Raw genomic sequence first — 21701 nt, 5'->3', positions numbered from 1 at the left:
CACCTCAAGATTGCCCATCGAACGCGGTCGGAATTGGCCAGACCACCGCACCTGGCATGGATTGCGCCGTGCCTCTCCACGATCTCTCTTCGACAGAATTGTATACCGACCGGATACGGGGTAGGGGATGGACCCAGTCCATCACGCTTTGCCCAGGTGACCAGCCAGGACAGATCGCGGGTCCAACAACCCTATCCAACGAATCGACGCCTTCCAAGGAGTGAGCACATGCAACGCACCAAGCCCCCATTCCGCGCCGACGAAGTCGGCAGCCTCTTGCGGCCGCAGAAGATCAAGGAAGCCCGCGCCAAGCTCGAGAAGGGCGAGATCTCGGCGGCCGACCTCGCAAAGATCGAGGACATGGAGATCGAGAAGGTCGTGCATCGCCAGGCCTCGACCGGCCTGAAGCTTGCGACCGACGGCGAGTTCCGCCGCTCCTGGTGGCATTTCGACTTCCTCGCCAAGCTGACCGGCTGCGAGCTGTTTCACCCGGACGCCGGTATTCAGTTCACCGGCGTGCAGACCCGTCATGACGCGGTGCGCGTCATCGGCAAGCTCGACTTCCCGGCCGATCATCCGATGCTCGACCATTTCCGCTTCCTGAAGAAGCACGCCGATACGGCGCATGTGACGGCGAAGATGACGATCCCGTCGCCGGCCGTGCTGCACTTCCGAGGCGGCCGCAAATCGATCTCCAAGGACGTCTATCCCGATCTCGACGCCTTCTACGAGGATCTCGGCAAGACCTACCGCAAGGCCGTGAAGGCGTTCTACGACGCCGGCTGCCGCTATCTGCAGTTCGACGACACCGTGTGGGCCTATCTGTGCTCGCAGGACGAGCTGAAGAAGGCGCGCGAGCGCGGCGACAATCCGGACGGCCTGCAGCAGATCTATTCGCGCATCATCAACTACGCGATTGCCGAGCGTCCCGCCGACATGACCATCACCACCCATGTCTGTCGCGGCAATTTCCGCTCGACGTGGATCTCCTCGGGCGGCTATGAGCCGGTCGCCGAGACCATGCTCGCCAACACCAACTACGACGGCTATTTCCTGGAATATGACAGCGAGCGCGCCGGCGGCTTCGAGCCGCTGCGCTTCCTGCCCAAGGGCAACAAGGTGGTCGTCGTCGGTCTCGTCACCTCGAAGGTCGGCGAGCTCGAGAAGAAGGACGATATCAAGCGCCGCCTGGAAGAGGCCTCGAAGTTCGCCCCGCTCGACCAGCTCGCGCTGTCGCCTCAATGCGGCTTCGCCTCCACCGAGGAAGGCAACATCCTGAGCGAGGAAGAGCAGTGGGCCAAGCTGCGCCTCTGCGTCGAGCTCGCCGAGGAGATCTGGGGGAAGTAATTCAGGCAATCAATGCAGCGCCCGCCTGCGACAGCAGGCGTCGCTGTGATGATTGATCAGTGGTGCGGGAGCGGGGCCGGAGCAATCCGCCCCGCTTCGTTTTTGCGCAGCAGCGTGCGGCGGATCAGCCGCTGGGCGGGGGCCTCGAAGCCGGCATAAGTGAGATATGCCGCCGTCAGGGTCAGTCCCATGAAGCCGATCCAGAACAGCTGGCTGCCGTACGGGATCGGTTGGCCCCAGGACGCGAATGCCAGCGCGATCATGAGCTGGATCGGGAAGTGCAGCAGGTAGCACGAATAGGTCATGTTGCCCGCGGCCTGCAGCAGATCTTCGACACGCTTGGGCAGTGTCAGCGGGGTTGTGCAGACGAACAACAGGAGCGGTGTGTAGACGAGCAGGAGCGCTGCCGCGCGCTCGGCGAGCGCGATGCCTGACACCCGCAGCGCCAAGGGAATGCCGACGACGGCGCAGGCGGCGAGCGCCTCCAGTTTTGGCCGGTACGGGGCATCGGCAACGCTCTGCCGCGCCATCGCGGCGAGGCCACCAGCATAGAAGAACACGAAACATTTTCCGACCAGCGTCCCGCTCGCGATCCCGGCCAGGATCATCGCCAGGTTCAACAGCGGCGATGCGGTGACGAAACGCAGCGCCAGGAAGAACGCGGCATAGACCAGCACCTCGATCGAGACCGACCAGATCGGGCCGTTGAAGCTGACCCCGGTCGGCGGCAGCCAGTCGCTCGCCATGAAAAGCTGGGCGACGAAATGAGCGAGATCGTTGCTCTGGTAGACGAAGAAGAAGCCGTGCTGCGCGACATAGAGGGCCTGCAGCCCCGCGACCAGCAGCAGCGTTGCGAGATGCAGCGGATAGAGCCGCGACAGCCGGTTGACGAAGAAGGTCCAGCCGTCGACCGCGCCATCCGGGATGAGCGCGCTGTACTTCCAGAAGAAGATGAACCCGGAGATGCACCAGAAGATCACCACGCCGTATTCGCCGAGCTCGTAGAACGGGAACAGCACGCGGTAGAATGGCAATTCGCTTCGGACGAGATCGACCGGCGCGTCGGCGACGTAGGCGAAGTGCGGATAGTGCCACAACAGCACCGAGATCGTGGCGATGAAACGCAGCAGCTCGAGCCCGAGCAGCTTGTGAGTCCCAGACGATGTCGATGTGTGAGGCAGGGCCATGCGGTGATCGTTAACCGTCTCGACGGGATGTGCGCCCAATCCTAGCCGGCGCGAAGTGAAGGAATGTTTTCGCAGCCTGCGGATCAGCGGCAGGCGAGCTCGGTTCCTTGCAGGATCGCCTGGTCCCAGGACCGATAGCCCGTGGCATTCAGATGGATGCCTTCGAGCGTGAACGGCGATTCCATCGGCGGCAGGGGCAGGAAGGTCGCGCCGGTGCGCCTTGCGAGGTCCGGCAGCACGGCGCGATAGCCGGTGATGCTCGCCGTGGCGGCCTTCTCCATGGCCGGCGTGAATGGCCCGCGCGCCTCGACGGAGGGAAACTCGGCGATGAAGATGCGCGTGGTGAGCTTCGACAGCTCGCGCAGCAGGGCCTCGTAGCGCGCAGCGAAGACCTCGCTGGAGTCGGGCTTGGCGGCCAGCGCGTCGTTCACGCCGAGCGAGACGATGATCGCGAACGGCCGTTTCGGCCCGAGTGCGGGCTTCAGCCAGCCGGCGAGATCGCTGCGCGTCCCGGCGCCGGCGAGACCGGCGTTGACGACCGGATGCCCGCAGGCGCTGGCCGGCAGCGTCGCCGCCTCGACGATGCTGTCACCGAGCACGATGATCGGGTCATCGGGGCGAGCCAGCAGATTGTAGTGGACGACGAGCTGGCGGACCATGCGGTGGTCGCTGCCGGACGGTGTCGCCGAGCGGCGTGCCAGCACGAACGTCGCGGCTGCCGCGGTGATCACCGCAAACAGCACGAATCCCAGCCGCGCCTGCTTTTTCGCTGCCATATGGACGATCGATGCCCTGATGTGACCCGACCGTAGTATGAATTCGCAAACGGAGCTCTAATTCGTCCGCGTCCAGGTCGAGGAACGGCAGATGACGCCGCCGAAGGCGCAGCCGGCCGTGGTCAGCGTGCCGCCGGACAGGGTCATCTTGGCATCGTAGGTCTTGCCGTCGTCGGGATTGCTGTAGCTGCCGGCCCAGGCGTTGGGTCCGGTCGGCTTCATGCCGGAGAACAGCCGCTGGCCGACCTTGGCGGGGGTAACCGTGCCTTCCTTGATCCAGACCAGCGTGCCGCAGATGGCGCCGCCGCAGGGCGCGAATCTGACCTTGGAGGCGCCGCTTTCGCGCAGCCAGACGCCGCTGACATCGTCGGCGAGCGCCGGGCCTGCCGCCAGCGCGAGCGACACACCTAGTCCGACAACGAAACGACCGATCATGCGAGCCTCCCTCATCCTTCGAGACGAACTTGTTGCTAGCGGATCGTGTCGGCGATGCGGCGGGCCGACGGCGACACGCTTGGTCTCCATTGTTCAGAAAGGATATCAGGATTCGGGCGTGCCGCACCTGTCTCGCGGGCTGTGATGGTCGGGCTGTGGCAGTGCCTGCCCAGCCGCAGGTTTATCTCGCCGCCAGATAGACTTCGCCAAGCAGCGAGGAATTCGACCACGGCACCTGCCGGTTCTTGGTGCCGGCCACGACCTCGGCGCGTACGCGCGTCAGCATCTGCTGCACCTCGAGCCCGGGCGTGCCGATGTGGCGGGTCAGCGCCGCCGAGAACGGGCTGTTGTCGCCGTCGCCGTCGAGCGCGACCTTGCCCGGCGCGGTCGCGAACGCGATCAGCGTGCCGGCCCCGGACGTCGCGCCAGCACCGAGCGACGATGGTGCGGCCAGCCCGGTGGCGCTGAGACCCCGGCCGGGTCCGGCGCTTGCCGTCTCCGGCGGCGCGAACGGATTGTTGCGGCAGGCATCGAGGATCAGGATGTTGGTGCGGACCTGGTCGTCGAGCCCGGCCAGGATCTGGTCCATGTCGACCATTGCCGTGACCACATCGCTGCCCGCGGACGGTGCGATGTCGGTGGGCAGGAGATAGTTGCGGCCGTCGATCTGCACGCCGTGGCCGGCATAGAACACGACGGCCACCTGCGCCCGCGTCGCCTCGCGCAGGAAGTCGCGCGTCTTGGCCTGCATCGCCGCGCGGTCGAGATCGATGCCCTCAGTCACCGTGAAGCCGATGTCGCGCAGGCTCCTGGCGATTGCTCGCGCATCGCGCGGCGGATTGGGCAGTGGCTGCACGTGAGCGTAGGCCCCGTTGCCGATGACCAGCGCCATGCGCTGCCCCGTCGGCGCCGCTGCGGCCGAGGAGGGGGCCGTGGATTCCGGCCGCGGCTGGGGGCGCACCACCGCCTCCGACAGCAGCGACAGACGCACCCTGGCGGTGGCCTGGTTGGCCTTGCTGCCGGCATCGGATGCGGTCGGCGTCAGCGCCGCGGCGTAATCCGCCTTGGCCGCGTCGAACTCGCCCTTGGCCTCATAGGCCAGCGCACGATGCACATGGGCAGCGATGACGACGCTGCCCGGCGGCGTCATCACGTTGGCCGGCGGATTCTGCGCGAGTCGGACCGCCTCCGAAGCGTCGGCGACGGCGCGGTCGAGATGGCCCTTGGCGCGCCAGATCACACTGCGGTTGATCAGCGGCGAGGCCAGCGCCGGATCGAGCCGGATCGCCTCGTTGATGTCGCCAAGCGCGCCGTCGAGGTCGCCCGTCGCTTCCTTGGAGATGCCGCGATTCTGCCAGGACAGCGCGGATTTCGGCATCAGCCTGATCGCCTGGTCGTAGTCGGCGATCGCCTTGGCGTAGTCGCCGGTGCCGCGATAGGCGTTGCCGCGGTTGTGGAAGAGCGTGCCGCTCGGCGCGCCGCTCTTGATGGCGTCGTTGAAGTCGGCGATCGCGATCTCGTACTCGCCTTTGTCGTAGTAGGCCGAGCCGCGCAGATTGTAGATCGCCTGCGCCGGTGCCAGCCGCAGCGCCTCGGTGGCATCGGCGATCACGTGGGTGTAGTCGCCCTTCTTGTTCCAGCCGACCGCGCGCCAGAAATAGATCGTCGCCAGCTGGCTGCCGGAAAACACCTTCAGCGCGATGATCTTGTTGCAGGCGGCGATCATCTGGTCCGCAGGCGCCGTCTCGGTGGTGCAGATCAGGCCGAGCTGGGACTTCGACTGGGCGAGGCCGGGAGACGTCCAGAGGGCAGCCAGCAGCGGTATCAGCAGCAGGAGGGAGCGGCGCATCGGCACGGACCGTGGGGACGAGAGGCAGGAACCTATCCGGTTTGTTGCGTCCGGAAGGGTCCGGGTTCAGGCTCTTTCCAATGGTGGGCAGATGGTGCTAGGACGTTGGGCCAAGGGCGCGCTGCCCACTTACATTTCCCACCCGTCGGACCGAATGAAGAACGACCAGCTGCTCGCCCAGATCACGGAGTTCTGCCGCCAGTCGGACATGGCGGAATCGACGTTCGGCCGCCGGGCCGTGAACGACGGCAAGCTCGTGCAGCGGCTGCGCGAGGGCAAGCGCATCACCATCGATACGCTGGACCGCATCCAGGCCTATATCGCGGCTTCCACCGGCACGCTGCCGCCGCCGCGGCTCGACGTCGTGCCGGAGAAGCGCGATCCCAAGAGCAATTTCCGCTTCTTCGAGAACCGCCAGAAATACCTGCTGTTCGTGCACACCTGCAGCGAGAAGCGGGTGGTGGCCGAGCGTGTCGGCCTCGAGCTCGCCAGCATCCATCCGCGGCCGCCGGCGCTGCGGCTGTTCGACGCCGGCGTCGGCGACGGCACCGTGCTGTCGAAGGTGCTGCGCACCATGCACGGCCGTTTTCCGCACATTCCGTTCTACGTCGCCGGCAAGGAGCTGAGCCTCGAGGACGTCCGGCTGACACTGGAGAAGGTGCCGGACCGGCTGTTCGAGCATCCGGCCAGCGTGTTCGTGTTCACCAACATGAATTATGCCGAGGCGCCCTGGCTGACGCCGGCGTCGCCTTCGGTCGCGGCGTCGATGGTCTGGCACGAGGTCGTGCTGCAGGGCGATTCGTCCGGGGATTTCGAGGCCCAGATCACCGCGCTGAAGCCGTTTCTGGAGCAGAACTGGCGCGCCAACGTCTCGCAGCGCACCGGCATGCCGGTCTATGAACGGCCGATCGCGCTGGTGCTGTACCGCGAGGACCACCGCTTCCTGCTCGACGGCATCATCCCGCGGGCCGGACGGGTCGAGGCCAATTTCGACCTGATCATCGCCTCCCAGCCCTACCGTGCCCGGTCCTCGGTCAATTTTCGCGCCAAGCGCATCATCGCACCGCTGGCGCGTGCCTTAAAGCCGGGCGGTCGGCTGATCGGAATCCACTCCCACGGCCAGGATCCCGGCCTGGACATCATCCAGGCGGTCTGGCCCGGAGAAAATCCTTTCTCGGTCAGCCGCCATGAGCTATTGCGCGCCGTGAAATACGAGCTGGGCTCCAGTGGGCGAGACTTAAATTTTAACGCCTATGCGGACAATCGCTCGATTTTCAGGTATGAGATGGAGGCTCTGCCCAACGAGGTCACCGGTGCGATCGGAACCTCGACGGCCTTTGCAGCCTGGAACGCGGCGGTGTATGTCGCGCAGATCGAGGAAGACCGCCTGACAGAGGTGGCCCACTCGTCTCGTGCGCTCGACGCCGCCAGAGAGGTTCTGCGAAAGCACAACGGGCTCTGGTTCTACGACGAGTCCTACGTCATCTCGCGGCGTCGCGACTGACATCCTGGGATCAGGACAGTTGGGATCAAGAGACTTGGGATCGAGAGACTTGGGATCAATACAAATGACCGCCGTGGGCGGCAAAGAAGGGGTTGCTTGATGCGCGCGTCTTATCTGTTCACCTCGGAGTCGGTGTCCGAGGGCCATCCGGACAAGGTCTGCGACCGTATTTCCGACGAGATCGTCGACCTGTTCTACCGTGAAGGGCCGAAGGCCGGCATCGACCCCTGGCAGATCCGCGCCGCCTGCGAGACGCTTGCCACCACCAACAAGGTCGTGATCGCCGGCGAGACCCGCGGCCCGGCCTCGGTCACCAACGAGCACATCGAGCACGTCGTGCGCGAAGCCATCAAGGACATCGGCTACGAGCAGGAAGGTTTTCACTGGAAGACCTGCGACATCGAGATCCTGCTGCATCCGCAGTCGGCCGACATCGCCCAGGGCGTCGACGCGCTGCAGCCCGGCGAAGTCAAGGAAGAGGGCGCCGGCGACCAGGGCATCATGTTCGGCTACGCCTGCAACGAAACGCCCGATCTGATGCCGGCGCCGATCTTCTACGCCCACAAGATCCTGCGCCTGATTTCCGAAGCCCGCCACTCCGGCGTCGAAAAGGTGCTCGGCCCGGACTCCAAGAGCCAGGTCACCGTGCGCTATGAGAACGGCAAGCCGGTCGGCGTGCGCGAGATCGTCGTCTCGCATCAGCATCTGGTCGAGGACATGACCTCGGCGCAGGTGCGCGAGCGCGTCGAGCCCTACGTCCGCGAGGCGCTTCCGAAGGACTGGATTACCAAGGACACGATCTGGCACATCAACCCGACCGGCAAGTTCTTCATCGGCGGTCCCGATGGCGACACCGGCCTGACCGGCCGCAAGATCATCGTCGACACCTATGGCGGCGCGGCTCCGCATGGCGGCGGCGCGTTCTCCGGCAAGGATCCGACCAAGGTCGACCGCTCGGCGGCCTATGCTGCGCGCTACCTCGCCAAGAACATCGTGGCCGCTGGTCTGGCTGATCGCTGCACGCTGCAGCTCGCTTACGCGATCGGCGTGGCGCGGCCGCTGTCGATCTACATCGACACCCACGGCACGGGTAAGGTTTCCGAGGACAAGCTGGAGAAGGCGGCGGCCGAGGTCATGAACCTCACCCCGCGCGGCATCCGCTCGCATCTCGACCTCAACCGCCCGATCTACGCGCGCACCGCGGCCTACGGTCATTTCGGCCGCACGCCGGACAACGAGGGCGGCTTCTCCTGGGAGAAGACCGACCTCGCCGAGGCGTTCAAGCGCGCGGTGTAAGCATTGCCGGCGCTTGCCGCCTGAATGTTCGAGGCGTCATGGCCGGGCTTGTCCCGCCTGCGCGGCCGAAGCCGCTTCGGCGAGGCGGAGGCCCGGCCATCCACGTCTTGAGTTGAGGTGACTGATACGACTGACGACGTGGATGCCCGGCACGAGGCCGGGCATGACGAACCATTGCTGTTCGATTTGCTGAATGTCGCGTTCGCGCGAAGACAGAGGATGATCTCATGACCGCCTTCAACGACTACATCGTCAAGGACATTTCGCTCGCCGAGTTCGGCCGCAAGGAGATCTCGCTCGCTGAGACCGAGATGCCCGGCCTGATGGCGACGCGCGAGGAGTATGGCCCGAAGCAGCCGCTGAAGGGCGCGCGCATCGCAGGCTCGCTGCACATGACCATCCAGACCGCGGTCCTGATCGAGACGCTGAAGGCGCTCGGCGCCGACATCCGCTGGGTCTCCTGCAACATCTATTCGACCCAGGACCACGCGGCCGCCGCGATCGCCGCCGCCGGCATTCCGGTGTTCGCCGTCAAGGGCGAGACGCTGGTCGACTACTGGGACTACACCGCAAAACTGTTCGACTGGCATGGCGGCGGCCATCCCAACATGATCCTCGATGACGGCGGCGACGCCACCATGTACGTCCATCTCGGCCTGCGCGCCGAGAACGGCGATGCGGCGTTCCTCGACAAGCCGGCCTCCGAGGAAGAGGAGGTGTTCTTCGCGCTTCTGAAGAAGCAGCTCAAGGAGAAGCCGAAGGGCTACTTCGCCGAGATCGCCAAGTCGATCAAGGGCGTCTCGGAGGAGACCACCACGGGCGTGCATCGCCTGTACGACATGCAGAAGGCCGGCACCTTGCTGTGGCCCGCGATCAACGTCAACGACAGCGTCACCAAGTCGAAGTTCGACAACCTCTATGGCTGCCGCGAGTCGCTGGTCGACGGCATCCGCCGCGGCACCGACGTGATGATGTCGGGCAAGGTCGCGATGGTCGCGGGCTTCGGCGACGTCGGCAAGGGCTCGGCCGCCTCGCTGCGCCAGGCCGGCTGCCGCGTCATGGTCTCCGAGATCGACCCGATCTGCGCTCTGCAGGCGGCGATGGAGGGCTATGAGGTCGTCACGATGGAGGACGCCGCGCCGCGCGCCGACATCTTCGTGACCGCCACCGGCAACAAGGACATCATCACCATCGAGCACATGCGCGCGATGAAGGATCGCGCCATCGTCTGCAACATCGGCCATTTCGACAACGAGATCCAGGTCGCCTCGCTGAAGAACCTGAAGTGGACCAACATCAAGCCGCAGGTCGACGAGATCACCTTCCCCGACGGCAAGCGCATGATCCTGCTGTCCGAAGGCCGCCTCGTGAACCTCGGCAATGCGATGGGCCACCCGTCCTTCGTGATGTCGGCGTCCTTCACCAACCAGACCCTGGCGCAGATCGAGCTTTACGCCAACAACAAGGACGGCAAGTACAAGAAGGAAGTCTACGTGCTGCCGAAGTCGCTGGACGAGAAGGTGGCGATGCTGCATCTCGCCAAGATCGGCGTGACCCTTACCAAGCTGCGTCCCGACCAGGCTTCGTATATCGGCGTCAAGCCGGAAGGCCCATTCAAGTCGGACCACTACCGCTACTGAGTTCCGGCGCGACGCGCGGCGAGACGACGAAGGCCGGGGCATTGCCCCGGCCTTTTGCCTGAGTCATTGACGGTGCGGCAGTGGGGCGCCGTCATTGCGAGCGAAGCGAAGCAATCCAGAGTCGTGGGCGGGACTCTGGATTGCTTCGCTCCTCGCAATGACGGAGGTAGTGGCGCGCTCTACGACATCGATGACCGGCTACCACCTGCAGCGAACGAGACGATCACCCCGTCCGCCGCGACGCCAGCGCCGACGCGCGGACCGCCTTCGCGCGCTTGGCCGCGTGATGCTCCGGTCGCGCGGCGATCCGCTTGCGCTTCTTCGTCTCCGCTGCCGCCACCTTCACGGCTGGCGCGCGATGCTTGGCATATTCCTCGCCGTCGACCGGGCCGACATGCGGCGGGTCGCGGTCGAGATAGGGCCGGCCGATGCCGAACGTCTTGCCGTTGGCGTCGACCCATTTCCACAGCGCCTCGGTCGCGATCCAGCGCTGCGCGCGCGTCGCGCCGTTGACGCTGACGATGTCAGCCGCGAGTCCATGGCCGTAGCCGCCGCGCAGGCTGCCGCCGTGATAGGAGCGGTTGCTGGCGGCCTTCAGCCCGCTCGCGATCTCCTGCCGATAATCGTCGCGGAATCCGCTGGTGATGCCCGGCGCGAGACCCGCGGCCTCGGCGGCGTGCAGGGTATGAAACAGCTTCAGCTTGAAGCCGCGGTCCATGCCGCCGATCACATACTCCATCATGCTGCGGCCGACGCGGTCGGCCGCCTTCGGATCCTTCCAGGTGAAGTCATTGTCGACGAGCTTGGTGAACGCGCGCGTCACCTTCACCATGCGGCCCTTGCGCTTGACCGTGACGACGCGGCGCTCGGTCTCCCGGATCTTGTCGAGCTTCGGCGCGCGCTCATACAGCGCGAACAGATAGCGGTCGATGCAGGCATCGATGTCGGGGCACTCGTCGAGGATCTCGATGCGGTCGGCGCTGGCGACGGTGGGCCGGGGCGGTTCGGTTGCCGCGTCGGGCGCGGCCTGTTCGTCCGCGGGCAGGACGGCCGATGGGGTGATCGACGCGGTCGTCAGCGCAGGCTCGGCTGCGGTCGGCTGCGGCGACGTCGCGATCGGCTCCGCGACGATGGGCGGCGTCGCCGCCTCGATCTCGGCGGCAGCCGCGGGCCAAGCCGCCGCACAAGCTACCAGGACAACGGACCGACACAACGCACGCGTCAGAAGCTGCTGCGAGCTCATCATCCGGTCTCCCCAAAATCCGAGCCCCTGCTGGTGAGGGGCGGTCAGGTATCCGATACCTGCGATTGTTCGGCGCTTGGCGGCGAGGTGCAATAACACGACGCCCGTGGCGAGCGGCTTTTGCGGGAACTGTGACATCAGCGCAACGGTGCGCGATTGTGAGTTCCGTGTGTCGCTTATGAGTCGACTCTTGTGCTGGACTGCTGCCCACGCTGCATCGTTCGCCGCAGCAGCTTGCGTCCGGTCAGCATGGCGCGGGCGAGATTCTCGTGCTGCAGGCGGCTCACCAGCACGACGCCGGCGACATGCAGCACCACCAGCGGGATCAGCAGATAGGACGTCACCTCGTGGGTGTCCTCGACCCACCAGATGCCGAAGAACCGCACGGTCACCTGCATCGCGCCGGTCACCGCGGAGACGATCAGCAGCAGCAGCAGTGCGAGCTGCATCGCCGTGCCGGCGGGATTCAGCCCGAGATAGCGCCCGGTCCTGCCGCGCCGCAGATTCCACAGGTAGGCCGGCGTCGCGCGCAGCCGGGCACGGAGACTGCGGAAGCGCGAATGGCGCGTACCGATGATGCCCCAGATCAGGCGAAAGGCGAGCAGGCCGAGGATCGCGTAGCCCGCAATCCGGTGCAGCCCGTCGTGGACGTTCGGCGTCACCCAGGCGATGAGCACCAGCACGGCCAGCATCCAGTGCCACAGCCGCAGCGGCAGGTCCCAGACCTGCACGGTGTCGGCGGTGTCCTGGCGTTTCAGGCTGGCTCTGGGGGCTGTGCCGTGCATGGCTCTCACGTCACGTCGTTCAGCACGCTGGACGACGCTTGCGCCAACTACTTGGCGATCGTGTGCTTCAGGCTGAGATCCTCGGGGCTGTAGAACAGCTCATACAGCTTGCCGCCCTTGACGCCGTAGACCTCGTAGCAGGAGCCCTCGACCTTCGAGCGGCGCACCTCGTAGCCCGCTTCCTTGGCCTTGGCTTCCGCCTCGGCCGCCGGCTTCCACTGGGCCTTGTCGAGCTTGGTGCAGTCCTTGTAGCCGTCGGCCAGAGCCGGCGAGATGGCGAAGCCGGCGAGTGCGGCACCGAGCACGGCGGCGATGGTCAGTCTCATCAATCCCTCCAATGAGCAAATTCAAATACGATGCATCGTGGGATCAGTGGAGACGGCAACCGCCCCGATGTGTCAACGGAGCGGCGGCTGGAATCGCTCTTAGAGCTTTTCCAAGTTCGTGAGGGTCGCGATTTCGGCCGAGAATCGCAGATGGCGCGATGCGCGACGTTACGTCTCGCTCGTGCCGCCCGTCGCGACGCTGTGGGCTGGCGTCCGCTCTCGCCCTGTCCCGGGCGGCGGGACAGGGCAGGGCTGCGAATGCCGGCGTCAGAATTCCAGGTTCGCCCCCAGATAGAACGAACGTCCGGGACCGGGAACGGCGGTGCCCCACATCGTCGCAGTGCCCGATACGCCGCCGCCGGTGGCAGCGACGGTCCCGGCCTCCTTGTTGAACGACATTGATGCGCCCTCGCCGACATAGGCGCCGCCGAGCGGCAGGTAGTAGAGCTTGTTGAACAGGTTCTCGACGCCGAAGCTGATGCGCAGCTTCTGCCAGGTGTAGTTGCTGCGCAGGTTGACCAGGCTGTAGCCCGGGGTCTTCAGCTCGTTGCGCGCGACGGAGACGTCGGACTTGCGGCCCACCATCACCAGCTCGAGGCCGCTGTCCCAGCCGTCGAGCCGGTGCGTGAGCGTCAGCTTGCCGTTGATCGGCATGATGTTGTAGAGGCCGCTTCCGGTGTCGAGGTTCCTGCCGTTGGTGTAGCTCAGGACTCCCTTCAGGCCGAAATCGCCGACCGGCGTGCTGCCCAGCGGCACCTTGCCGGACAGATCGAAGCCGTACAGCCGTGCCGGCTGGTTCATGTACTTCATGATCACGAACTGGTTGGCGACGGCAGGCACGGCAGCGGTGTTGGTGGCGGCCTTCCACTGCACCGCATCGATGTAGTCGCGCACATGGGTGTAGTAGGGGGTGAGCCGAAGCTCGGCCTCATGGTCGGCGCTGTGCCAGGCGCCGGTGAAGCTCACGGTATGGGCGACCTCGGGTCTCAGATCGGGGTTTCCGAGATAGCCGTTGCCGTCGCCGACGAAGTTGTTCATCTCCAGCGCCATGGTGTTGCGCGACCAGGAATAGCGTTCGTACAGATTTGGCGACCGGGTCTTCTGCATCGCGCCGAACTCGAAGGTGAGATTGACGCTCGGCGTGTTCCGGAACAGCGCCGTCAGGTCGATATTGTTGTCCTTTCGCGAGCGATCCATGGCGTTGAACGCCGCGCGGGAGCCGACCGAGCTCGTCTCGTACATGCCCGACATGAATCCCGATGTCAGCGGCGTGGTGCTGGTGTTGTAGCCGACGACCGGTCCGGTGTCGGTCTCGACGCGCTCGAACCGGACGCCCAGCAGCGACAGCCAGGACGGGCTCCACTTCGCCTCCCACTCGCTGAACACGCCGACCCGGTCGCGCTTGCCGCCGTTGATGTTCCAGAACGTCAGCGGCGCCATGCCGCCGATGCAGTTGCCGACGCCGCAATCGGGGGCCGGCGGCCACCAGTCGTCGAGACGGTAGGTCTGCAGATCGACGCCGACGCGGACCACGTCGCGGGGCGACAGCGTGATGTCGGCCTTGGAGGTCAGGCCGTTGGTTTTGGTGCGCGTATACATCGGCATGCCGTTGACCGGATAGCTTGCTCCCGTCGTGTTCGGCGACTTCAGCGTGCCATACGAGAACAGCCGATCACCGCCGAAGTTCATGTAGTGATCGACGGACTGGTGGTAGAGGCGGGTGTCCAGATCGCCCCAGTCGAACCGGCCGAGATGGTGCAGGTTGACGCTGTAGGCATCGTTGCCCAGCATGTCCATGCGCTGGTTCGGGTAGAGCTGATAGGGGACCTCCTGCACCCCCGCCTTCAGCTCGATGAGCTGGCCGTCCTTGCTCCAGGCGACGCCCATCAGATGATTCCTGGTCTCGTAGGCGGATGAGCCGACCTGATCGAGGGGGAGCACCGGCGTGATCGAGCTCCTCAGGGTGAAGTTCTTGAAGTTGCCGCCGGCCGTATAGTTGTCTGCCTTGACCGCAGCGCCGCTGTAGCTGACGCTGTAGTTCTCGGTGGCCATGGTGGCCGACAGGTTGACGCCGCGCACGTTGCCGTTGCTGCGGTAGAACGTGCCGATGCTGCCTTTGGTCAGCAGGCTCTGCCCCGGCGCCGCGAACAGGGCCGCCGGCGAGTTGACCGCGACGGTGCCGCCGATCGAGTCGCCGCCGACGCTCACGGGCGTGATGCCCGCCCAGACCTTGGCCGCGGCGACCTGGGCCGGATCGATGTAGGACAGCGCCGGGTTCATGTGATTGGGACACGAGGCGATGGTGTCCATGCCGTCGACCTTGATGCGCAGGCGGTCGTCGGCGAGGCCATGGATCGCTGGCAGGCTCGAGACTCCGCCGGCCGAATAGAGGCTGACGCCGGGCACATCGGCAAATAGCGCAGCCGTGTCGTTCGTGGTGGCCCGCTTCGCCAGGAAGTCACCCGGCGCAACCGAAGTGGCGCCGGGTGGCGCGGCGATGCCGTCGGATGAGGCCGCCTGCCGCGGTGGCGCAGCTGCCGGATTGATCGTCGCCGCATGTGCGCCCCTGCGGCGGACTGCCGTTCGGGCGGCCGGGCGGGGCTGTGGGACAGTGACCGTCACCTGCGGCAGCGTGGTGCCGGAGCGAGCCTGCGATGGGTCCTGCGCGAGTGCGGGACTCGAAAGAGCGAATGCCAGCAGCGCGGGCGATGTGAGCACGGTGGTTGAGCGGAGCAACCGCCGCCGGACGGGTGTCGAACAATGGTCCATGATGGGATCTCGGAATAGGAATGGGAGAGGCGCCTGGCGGCGAGCGCGCCGTGGCCTCGTGAACATGTCGCGACGAGGCGGCTGCGGGCACGCTGCGGCGGCCGCCGGACGGCAGCCTACAGCGCGCGCCGACGAGACCGGCCGCATCGTGACGGGATGAGACGTCTGGAGTGTCGGCCTAGACGGCCGCCGGTGGTCCGCGAGCGACCGGCAGTTCGAGCGCAGGCCGGGGTGCCGCAACGAGGTCGGTCCGCTCGATCAGGATCGCCACGACCATCGGCATCGGCCGCGCCACGGCGGGTACGTGCGGGACGGTGACGCCGCGCCCGAGCGCGCAGAACGGACAGCTCGCGCATTGCTTGGCCGCAGTGCCGATGTCGTCCGACGACGGCGCGTCGGCGGAGCTCTGACAGATGATGGCGACGGCGTCGGGAGCCGCAACCGCAGCGCTCATCGCGGAGAGCGCCAGCGCGGACTGGAAGATCAGGGCCCATGCCGCAAACCAGACGAGAGCGCCGCCGAGCCGCGACAGCGCTGCGCGCCGCCGCGCTGAGCGCATGCGCGCCTCACGTCGTCCTGATGCGATGCCTTGTCGTTGACGCCCCTGACGAGCCACCGGCTGACGCTCCCGTCCCTTGGAATGACCTACAGGAGCGGGCATCGCATTGGCAATGGAGTATGTGGGATGTCGTCTTCTCCCGTCACGGTGGATCAATTCGGCAACATTGAAGTGGCTTCAACTCAGTCGTGAACCGCAGCGTGCGTGACATGCAGGCGGTTGCGTCCTGCGAGTCAAACTCAATCGCGGCGCGGTTTCGAGCAACCGATGAGGCCCAGCCTGGACGCCGTCGCGAATAACTGTCAAATATATCCTCATGACCTTCCGCATTCACGTCGCAGGCGCTGCACTGAGCAGCCGAATTACCGACCCGGCCTGATCCGTCGGGCCGGGCGCTTTGCCTGTGAGAACTGCCTGTGAATGCTCTTGGCGCCCGAAGCGGCGCCGTATGCGAGGTCGTCCATGTCTTCTCATCCTGCCACGCTGCACCTCGTGTGCGGCAAGATCGCTGCGGGCAAATCGACGCTCACTGCCGCGCTAGGCCGGCGCACAGGCACCATCGTGATCGCCGAGGACGACTGGCTGGCGCGGCTCTATCCCGGCGAGCAGAGCACCCTGGCCGACTACGTGCGCAATTCATCACGGCTGCGCAGCGTGATGGGGCCGCACGTCGTTGCGCTGTTGCGGGCCGGCGTTTCCGTCGTGCTCGACTTTCCCGCCAACACGCCGGCGAGCCGCGCCTGGATGCGCGGCCTGTTCGAAGCAGCCGGCGCGCCGCACCAGCTGCATCATCTCGACGTGCCCGACGAGGTCTGCAAGGCGCGGCTGCGCGCGCGCAACGCGGAAGGCCGCCACGCCTTCACGGTGACCGACGAGGAGTTCGATCTGTTCACGAGCTACTTCGTGGCGCCGACGGCGGACGAAGGGTTCAACGTGATCGTACATTAGCTGGAAACCTGAGACAGTTGCGTGGCCCGGATGAGCACAGCGACATCCGGGCTACGGGCTGCGGCGGGCCTGCAAATCAGGGGCTTTGGCGACACGCGCGACGTCCGCGACGTTACGTCTCGCTCGTCACTTGGAAGCCCAGAGCGACCCGCCAGGCCGCTTCAAATTCGGAAGCCGAGATATTGCGCGCGGAAAATCCGCTGAGATCATTGATCTCGGAAATGGACGGAATCGCGCCTTCCGGCATCATGTCGCGCCAGTTCGCCTGGGCGTAGCTGCAAGTCTCAAACCGGCCGCCGGGATACTTCCTGATCCATCTGATCGGATAACGATCCCGATCGAGCTCGCCATAGCACTCGATTTCGATATCGCCGTCCGGGGGATTGATTGTGTGCATGTAGCTATCGGGCGGCCCGACGGACGGCGGTGGTGGTAGGGTGCGGAGATGGTTTATGAAGTCGAGCGCGGCTTGCTGGCTTTCGGGCGGCGCGATCCAGCTCGTGTCCTGTTCCGTCAAGCTCAGCGCCGCGAGGAGTTCGGCGAGCAAGATTGCGACCCCATGTGTGGCGAGCTCAGCGCCATCGATGAAGGCCGTCGGTCCCGTCTCGCCGAGATGCTCGACCGCATGGCGAAGCTCCATCAGAAGAACAGTGCGCCCCGACCCGAGCCTGAGGAGCACGCCTGAGGCGTCGCCGAGTCCGTCCTCCTGCCAAGTCTCCGCCGTCCAGCCATGGCTTGCCGCGAGCTCGGTCAGCGGCCGTCTCACTTTCACGATGGCCATGTCGATGTTCGGAAAGCGATAGTCGAAGATCTGTTCAACGCGCGGCATTGGCTGATCCGGTCCCTACGCAGCTGCTTACGCTCACAAGAGATCTAACGGGCTTCTGTCAACGTGTACCCGTCATGCTGGCTCCGTCCCAAGCGTCAGCCTGCTTCCTCGACATCGAATGGCGCTGATGATCGGGACGAATCGCGGCGAAGCGGAGCTGACCATCCGGGCTGCGGGCTGCTATGCTTGGCCGAGCCCAATCCTGAACCTTCGGTTCTGCCGTCCCTTGTTATCCACCTTGAGGATGCGGATGCGCCGCGCCTGCGCCGTCGAGACCAGATGCGTGCCGCCGCAGGCCTGGCGGTCGAGGCCGTCGATGTCGACGATGCGGATCAGGCCGTCGGCCTGGCGCGGCGGGGCGACCGACTTGGCGCGAAACAGTCCCGCGGTCGCCTGCGCGTCGTCATAGGGCATGTCGAAGGCGCGTACCGGGCGATCGTCCGAGATCGCCGCGTTGACCGCGTCCTCCACCGCGCGCAGCTGCTCCGGCGCCACCTTGGGCAGGTCGAAGTCGACGCTGAACTCGTCGGTCTCGGTCATGCGGACGCCGGTCAGCAGCGCGCCGTCGAACAGGGTGTAGACGGCGCTGTTGACGAGATGCGCCACCGTGTGCTGCTCGCTCATGCGCTGCCGGAACGCCGGATCGACGCGCAGCTCGATCGCCCCGTCCGGGATGGCGTCATCACCGATCAGGTGCCAGATGCCGTCGGCGGTCGGCTCGAACCCGGTGACGACGCGGACGATCCCGTTCCACGCGATCGTGCCGCGGTCCGGCAACTGGCCGCCGCCGCCGGGATAGAATGGCGAGCGCGCCACCAGCACCGCGCCGGGGCGCGCGTCGAGCGCGGTGATGTCGAGCTCCAGCACGTCGGGACGATCGACAGCGAAAGGGCGGGGCAGGAAGTCGGTCATGCAGAACGGCTCGCAATCGCATAGCTCGGATGAGCGGAGCGACGTCCGGGTTCATCGAGACGGCGCGTGAGGCCCCGCATATGGCTGCGCTCATGCGGGCCACGAAACTACGACGATACGCAGTATCGCCGCGCTGCGCAAATGGCCCTTCCTGTCTCGGCCGCAGCGCCGGGTCTCAACGGCATGCGGCCACCGTGAACCACGCCATGCGAAACGCGCCATCGCCCAGGCGCAGGCACACGGTGTCGCCCGGCTGCAACCTTTCGTACAGCGCCTGCGCAACATGTGCATCGGTGGCTCTCGCGAACGGGCCCCACGGCTCGAGCGTCACCTGATGTGTGGCGAGCCGGCTGTGGCCGAGATGCTTGGCGAGCACGCGGCTGCGCAGCAGCGCCGGCGCCGAGCGGTCGAGTGCGGTGTTGAACTGGCCAAGCGCCCCGAACGCATAGGCGGCGACGAACAGAGCGGCGAGCAGCAGCCGCCAGCCGCGGCGGCGGAGTTGGGTTTCGAACCGCGCGGCGACGATGAGAAAAATGATCGCGACCGCGGCCGCGAAGGCCGTCAGCGGCAGCCAGCTGACGAGATTGACGTCCGACAGCGTGCGCGCGGCGAGCGTGCCGGCCGCCACGATGCAACCGGTGCCGAGATTGGCGCCGTAGCCGGAGCCGAGGCCGATGCGGAACCGCCCGGGAAAGCGCAAGGTGAGGACGAGCGCCAGCAGCGGAATGACGGTGACGACCGCGATCAGCTGGCCGGCCGGAAAGCTCGGGAAGAGCGACCAGGCTGCGAGCCCGATTGCGAACAGCGAGAAGCCCAGGGCGATGCGCTGTGACGGCGCGCCACTGCCGTCCCGGCTGTCGCCGTCGCCGGGCCTGTCGTCGCGCGGGTGGGGAGCGTTCATCGCCAGATCCGTATCGAGGGTGTTTCCCGCTGATAGCGGAGGAGGGTTGACCGACGACGAATGCGCCGGCGATTTGACAGCGACGGGCCGGGTTGCGACTGTCCGCAGCCAGAGCAAGAAAGCTGCACCAGGAAACGCCAGGAACACCACATGTCAACAGAGCATGTCGACGTGCTGATCGTCGGCGCCGGGCTGTCCGGCATCGCCGCCGCCTATCATCTGCAGCACAAGTGCCCGGGCAAGCGCTTCGCGATCCTGGAGGGGCGGGGCGCGATCGGCGGCACATGGGACCTGTTCCGCTATCCCGGCATCCGCTCCGACAGCGACATGTACACGCTTGGCTATTCGTTCAAGCCGTGGACAGATCCGAAGGCGATCGCCGACGGGCCGCAGATCCTGAAATATGTCCAGGACACCGCGACCGAGAACGGCATCGACCGCCACATCCGGTTCAACCATCGGGTCCGGCGTGCGTCGTGGTCGAGCGCGGACGCATGCTGGACCGTCGAGGCCGAGCGCCGGACGGAGCAGGGCACGGTCGAGACCGTGCGGATGACCTCAGGCTTTCTGTTCATGTGCTCCGGCTACTACCGCTACGAAAAGGGCTACCTGCCGGACTTCAAGGGCATGGCCGATTTCAAGGGCCGCATCGTGCATCCGCAGGCCTGGCCTGAGGACCTCGACTATGCCGGCAAGCGCGTCGTCGTGATCGGCTCCGGCGCGACCGCGGTCACATTGGTGCCGGCGATGGCCAAGTCCGCCGCGCATGTGACGATGCTGCAGCGCTCGCCGACCTATGTGGTGTCGCGCCCCGCGCAGGACGCGCTCGCCAACAGGCTCCGCCGGCATCTGCCCGCTGCTCTCGCCTATCACCTGATCCGTTGGCGCAACGTGCTGTTCGGGATGTATTTCTTCCAGCTCAGCCGGCGCAAGCCGCAGCGGGTCAAGCAGCTGATCCTGGGCGGGGTGCGCGCCGCGCTGGGTCCCGATTACGACGTCGCCACCCATTTCACGCCGCGCTACAACCCGTGGGACCAGCGGTTGTGCCTGGTGCCGGACGGCGACCTGTTCAAGACCATTCGCGAGCAGCGTGCCTCGGTCGTGACGGCCGGGATCGAGACCTTCACCGAGCGCGGCCTGCGCCTCACCGACGGCCGCGAGATCGAGGCCGATGTCGTGGTCACCGCGACCGGCCTGGTGCTGCAGGTGCTCGGCGGCCTCGAGGTCGTCGTGGACGGCCGCACCGTCGATTTCGCCAAGACGCTCAACTACAAGGGCATGATGTATTCCGACGTGCCGAACCTGGCGGCGACGCTCGGCTACACCAACGCGTCGTGGACGCTGAAATGCGACCTCACCTGCGAATATGTCTGCCGGCTCCTCAACTACATGGACCGGCACGGCTACCGCCAATGCGTGCCGCACAATGACGACGCCACCGTCACGCCGCTGCCGTCGCTGAGCTTCAGCTCCGGCTATGTGCAGCGCTCGGTCGCCGAGCTGCCGAAACAAGGCTCGAAGCGGCCGTGGCGGCTGTACCAGAACTACGCCCTCGATATCGTCTCCCTGCGCTTCGGCAAGGTCGACGATGGCGTGATGCGGTATTCGTGAGGGCAGGGCGCTCCGTCGGATCGTCGGCGCGATCTCGGGCCTCATGGTTCGACACGGCGCTTCGCGCCTCCTCACCATGAGGGGAAACATCTCGCCACCGCAGAGGATTTCGCCACGCACTCGATCCTCATCCTGAGGAGCCCGCCGCAGGCGGGCGTCTCGAAGGATGGCCGCAACGACGGTGTCAGCGTCAGTTCTTATCGGGCGCGACCGTGCGCATGATGGGGTGGAGCAGGAGCAACCTTCACCGCTCCTCCGCCGCCCCCTCCCGCAGCGGCGCGCGGCTGAGGTCGTTGGCGGCGGCGATCGCCTTGCGCATCAGGCGCACCAGCTCGTTCGCCTCGGCCGCGCTGAGGCCGCGCACCATCAGCCGCTGCGCGGCCTCGACCGCCGGCGTGATCGCCTCCAGCGTCCTTTTCCCCTCATCGGTGATCAACAGCTCCCGTGACCGGCGGTCGCGCGCGCTCGCTCGGCGGACAACGAGGCCTTTCTGTGCGAGCCGGTCGATCACGCCGGTGATCGTGGTGCGGTCATAGGCGATCAGGCCAGCGAGCGTGATCTGGTCGATCGCCGGGTTGGCCGCGATCGCCGCCAGCGCCGCATATTGCACCGGCGTCAGGTCGAAGCCGGCCGCTTCCACCTCCGCCAGAAACACCGCCACGGCGATCTGCTGAAACCGGCGCGCCAGGTGCCCCGGCATGTCCCGCATCTCGGTCAATTCGAATCTCCTGTCACCAGCTTGACAAGCATACTGATGATCAGCATACTGATCAATAAGGAACAG

Annotated in this window: 19 protein-coding genes; 6 read left to right on the top strand and 13 right to left on the bottom strand. The window is 66.0% G+C overall.

The window, feature by feature from the left end:
• Positions 1 to 228 precede the first annotated feature (228 nt).
• Complete coding sequence (locus QW845_RS21480; protein ID WP_315803544.1) at positions 229 to 1347, top strand: cobalamin-independent methionine synthase II family protein; 1119 nt, start codon at positions 229 to 231, stop codon at positions 1345 to 1347.
• A 56-nt stretch (positions 1348 to 1403) separates the two neighbouring features.
• On the opposite strand, the gene QW845_RS21475 is transcribed toward QW845_RS21480, so the two are convergent.
• The 4 genes from QW845_RS21475 to QW845_RS21460 all read right to left on the bottom strand — a co-directional run bounded on the left by QW845_RS21475 (position 1404) and on the right by QW845_RS21460 (position 5594).
• The gene (locus QW845_RS21475; RefSeq protein ID WP_315803543.1) at positions 1404 to 2534 is read right to left on the bottom strand and encodes an acyltransferase; all 1131 of its coding nucleotides are present in this window, start codon (positions 2532 to 2534) and stop codon (positions 1404 to 1406) included.
• An 83-nt stretch (positions 2535 to 2617) separates the two neighbouring features.
• Positions 2618 to 3310, bottom strand: a complete 693-nt coding sequence (locus tag QW845_RS21470; protein WP_315803542.1) for an SGNH/GDSL hydrolase family protein — start codon at positions 3308 to 3310, stop codon at positions 2618 to 2620.
• A 57-nt stretch (positions 3311 to 3367) separates the two neighbouring features.
• Positions 3368 to 3745 carry a DUF2147 domain-containing protein gene (locus QW845_RS21465; RefSeq protein ID WP_315803541.1) on the bottom strand — a complete coding sequence of 126 codons (378 nt, stop codon included), beginning with the start codon at positions 3743 to 3745 and terminating at the stop codon, positions 3368 to 3370.
• A 181-nt stretch (positions 3746 to 3926) separates the two neighbouring features.
• Entirely contained in the window at positions 3927 to 5594 is a 1668-nt protein-coding gene (locus QW845_RS21460; protein ID WP_315803540.1) for a caspase family protein, read from the bottom strand.
• A gap of 154 nt (positions 5595 to 5748) precedes the next feature.
• Between QW845_RS21460 and QW845_RS21455 the strand changes: the two genes are divergently transcribed.
• The 3 genes from QW845_RS21455 (at position 5749) to ahcY (ending at position 10034) form a co-directional block, all read left to right on the top strand.
• Positions 5749 to 7098, top strand: a complete 1350-nt coding sequence (locus QW845_RS21455) for a hypothetical protein (protein ID WP_315803539.1) — start codon at positions 5749 to 5751, stop codon at positions 7096 to 7098.
• A gap of 99 nt (positions 7099 to 7197) precedes the next feature.
• Positions 7198 to 8394 carry a methionine adenosyltransferase gene (metK, locus tag QW845_RS21450; RefSeq protein ID WP_315803538.1) on the top strand — a complete coding sequence of 399 codons (1197 nt, stop codon included), beginning with the start codon at positions 7198 to 7200 and terminating at the stop codon, positions 8392 to 8394.
• A 227-nt stretch (positions 8395 to 8621) separates the two neighbouring features.
• Positions 8622 to 10034 carry an adenosylhomocysteinase gene (gene ahcY / locus QW845_RS21445; protein ID WP_315803537.1) on the top strand — a complete coding sequence of 471 codons (1413 nt, stop codon included), beginning with the start codon at positions 8622 to 8624 and terminating at the stop codon, positions 10032 to 10034.
• 223 nt (positions 10035 to 10257) lie between these two features.
• Here the strand turns inward: ahcY and QW845_RS21440 are convergent, their stop codons facing one another.
• The 5 genes from QW845_RS21440 to QW845_RS21420 form a co-directional block, all read right to left on the bottom strand.
• Positions 10258 to 11280, bottom strand: a complete 1023-nt coding sequence (locus tag QW845_RS21440) for a hypothetical protein (protein ID WP_315803536.1) — start codon at positions 11278 to 11280, stop codon at positions 10258 to 10260.
• A 173-nt stretch (positions 11281 to 11453) separates the two neighbouring features.
• On the bottom strand, positions 11454 to 12062 hold the full coding sequence (locus tag QW845_RS21435) for a cytochrome b/b6 domain-containing protein (protein ID WP_315803535.1): 609 nt from the start codon (positions 12060 to 12062) through the stop codon (positions 11454 to 11456).
• Between the two features lie 47 nt (positions 12063 to 12109).
• Positions 12110 to 12388 (bottom strand): PepSY domain-containing protein, encoded by a 279-nt coding sequence (locus QW845_RS21430; protein ID WP_315768752.1) that lies wholly within the window; start codon positions 12386 to 12388, stop codon positions 12110 to 12112.
• 267 nt (positions 12389 to 12655) lie between these two features.
• A complete protein-coding gene (locus tag QW845_RS21425) occupies positions 12656 to 15106 on the bottom strand; it encodes a TonB-dependent receptor (RefSeq protein ID WP_315803534.1) in 2451 nt (816 codons plus the stop codon).
• A 229-nt stretch (positions 15107 to 15335) separates the two neighbouring features.
• Positions 15336 to 15716: a hypothetical protein gene (locus tag QW845_RS21420; RefSeq protein ID WP_315803533.1), complete on the bottom strand. Its 381-nt coding sequence runs from the start codon at positions 15714 to 15716 to the stop codon at positions 15336 to 15338.
• A gap of 462 nt (positions 15717 to 16178) precedes the next feature.
• On the opposite strand from QW845_RS21420, the gene QW845_RS21415 reads away from it, so the two are divergent.
• On the top strand, positions 16179 to 16664 hold the full coding sequence (locus QW845_RS21415; protein WP_315803532.1) for an ATP-binding protein: 486 nt from the start codon (positions 16179 to 16181) through the stop codon (positions 16662 to 16664).
• A 112-nt stretch (positions 16665 to 16776) separates the two neighbouring features.
• Here the strand turns inward: QW845_RS21415 and QW845_RS21410 are convergent, their stop codons facing one another.
• The 3 genes from QW845_RS21410 to QW845_RS21400 form a co-directional block, all read right to left on the bottom strand.
• A complete protein-coding gene (locus QW845_RS21410; protein WP_315803531.1) occupies positions 16777 to 17493 on the bottom strand; it encodes a DUF6881 domain-containing protein in 717 nt (238 codons plus the stop codon).
• A 180-nt stretch (positions 17494 to 17673) separates the two neighbouring features.
• Positions 17674 to 18405: an alanyl-tRNA editing protein gene (locus QW845_RS21405; protein ID WP_315803530.1), complete on the bottom strand. Its 732-nt coding sequence runs from the start codon at positions 18403 to 18405 to the stop codon at positions 17674 to 17676.
• A gap of 175 nt (positions 18406 to 18580) precedes the next feature.
• The gene (locus tag QW845_RS21400) at positions 18581 to 19306 is read right to left on the bottom strand and encodes a hypothetical protein (protein WP_315803529.1); all 726 of its coding nucleotides are present in this window, start codon (positions 19304 to 19306) and stop codon (positions 18581 to 18583) included.
• Positions 19307 to 19366: 60 nt separating this feature from the next.
• Here QW845_RS21400 and QW845_RS21395 point away from each other — a divergent pair, with 60 nt between their 5' ends.
• Positions 19367 to 20917 (top strand): flavin-containing monooxygenase, encoded by a 1551-nt coding sequence (locus QW845_RS21395; protein WP_409997945.1) that lies wholly within the window; start codon positions 19367 to 19369, stop codon positions 20915 to 20917.
• A gap of 244 nt (positions 20918 to 21161) precedes the next feature.
• Here QW845_RS21395 and QW845_RS21390 read toward each other — a convergent pair whose 3' ends face one another.
• The gene (locus QW845_RS21390) at positions 21162 to 21617 is read right to left on the bottom strand and encodes a MarR family winged helix-turn-helix transcriptional regulator (RefSeq protein WP_315803789.1); all 456 of its coding nucleotides are present in this window, start codon (positions 21615 to 21617) and stop codon (positions 21162 to 21164) included.
• Positions 21618 to 21701: the final 84 nt, after the last annotated feature.

The organism is Bradyrhizobium sp. SZCCHNS3002 (assembly GCF_032377435.1).
Taxonomy (GTDB): domain Bacteria; phylum Pseudomonadota; class Alphaproteobacteria; order Rhizobiales; family Xanthobacteraceae; genus Bradyrhizobium.
The sequence above is the reverse complement of the archived record's forward strand: the minus strand, read 5'-3'. Positions and strand labels throughout refer to the sequence as shown.

Excerpts from the sequence above, each read along its gene's own strand:
- QW845_RS21410 (WP_315803531.1), bottom strand. The coding sequence starts at position 17,493 with ATGCCGCGCGTTGAACAGATCTTCGACTATCGCTTTCCGAACATCGAC.
- QW845_RS21460 (WP_315803540.1), bottom strand. The coding sequence starts at position 5,594 with ATGCGCCGCTCCCTCCTGCTGCTGATACCGCTGCTGGCTGCCCTCTGG.
- QW845_RS21420 (WP_315803533.1), bottom strand. The coding sequence starts at position 15,716 with ATGCGCTCAGCGCGGCGGCGCGCAGCGCTGTCGCGGCTCGGCGGCGCT.
- QW845_RS21435 (WP_315803535.1), bottom strand. The coding sequence starts at position 12,062 with ATGCACGGCACAGCCCCCAGAGCCAGCCTGAAACGCCAGGACACCGCC.
- QW845_RS21395 (WP_409997945.1), top strand. The coding sequence starts at position 19,367 with ATGCGCCGGCGATTTGACAGCGACGGGCCGGGTTGCGACTGTCCGCAG.
- QW845_RS21465 (WP_315803541.1), bottom strand. The coding sequence starts at position 3,745 with ATGATCGGTCGTTTCGTTGTCGGACTAGGTGTGTCGCTCGCGCTGGCG.
- QW845_RS21475 (WP_315803543.1), bottom strand. The coding sequence starts at position 2,534 with ATGGCCCTGCCTCACACATCGACATCGTCTGGGACTCACAAGCTGCTC.
- QW845_RS21440 (WP_315803536.1), bottom strand. The coding sequence starts at position 11,280 with ATGATGAGCTCGCAGCAGCTTCTGACGCGTGCGTTGTGTCGGTCCGTT.
- QW845_RS21400 (WP_315803529.1), bottom strand. The coding sequence starts at position 19,306 with ATGAACGCTCCCCACCCGCGCGACGACAGGCCCGGCGACGGCGACAGC.
- QW845_RS21470 (WP_315803542.1), bottom strand. The coding sequence starts at position 3,310 with ATGGCAGCGAAAAAGCAGGCGCGGCTGGGATTCGTGCTGTTTGCGGTG.
- QW845_RS21480 (WP_315803544.1), top strand. The coding sequence starts at position 229 with ATGCAACGCACCAAGCCCCCATTCCGCGCCGACGAAGTCGGCAGCCTC.
- QW845_RS21390 (WP_315803789.1), bottom strand. The coding sequence starts at position 21,617 with ATGCCGGGGCACCTGGCGCGCCGGTTTCAGCAGATCGCCGTGGCGGTG.
- metK (WP_315803538.1), top strand. The coding sequence starts at position 7,198 with ATGCGCGCGTCTTATCTGTTCACCTCGGAGTCGGTGTCCGAGGGCCAT.
- QW845_RS21455 (WP_315803539.1), top strand. The coding sequence starts at position 5,749 with ATGAAGAACGACCAGCTGCTCGCCCAGATCACGGAGTTCTGCCGCCAG.
- ahcY (WP_315803537.1), top strand. The coding sequence starts at position 8,622 with ATGACCGCCTTCAACGACTACATCGTCAAGGACATTTCGCTCGCCGAG.
- QW845_RS21415 (WP_315803532.1), top strand. The coding sequence starts at position 16,179 with ATGTCTTCTCATCCTGCCACGCTGCACCTCGTGTGCGGCAAGATCGCT.
- QW845_RS21430 (WP_315768752.1), bottom strand. The coding sequence starts at position 12,388 with ATGAGACTGACCATCGCCGCCGTGCTCGGTGCCGCACTCGCCGGCTTC.
- QW845_RS21405 (WP_315803530.1), bottom strand. The coding sequence starts at position 18,405 with ATGACCGACTTCCTGCCCCGCCCTTTCGCTGTCGATCGTCCCGACGTG.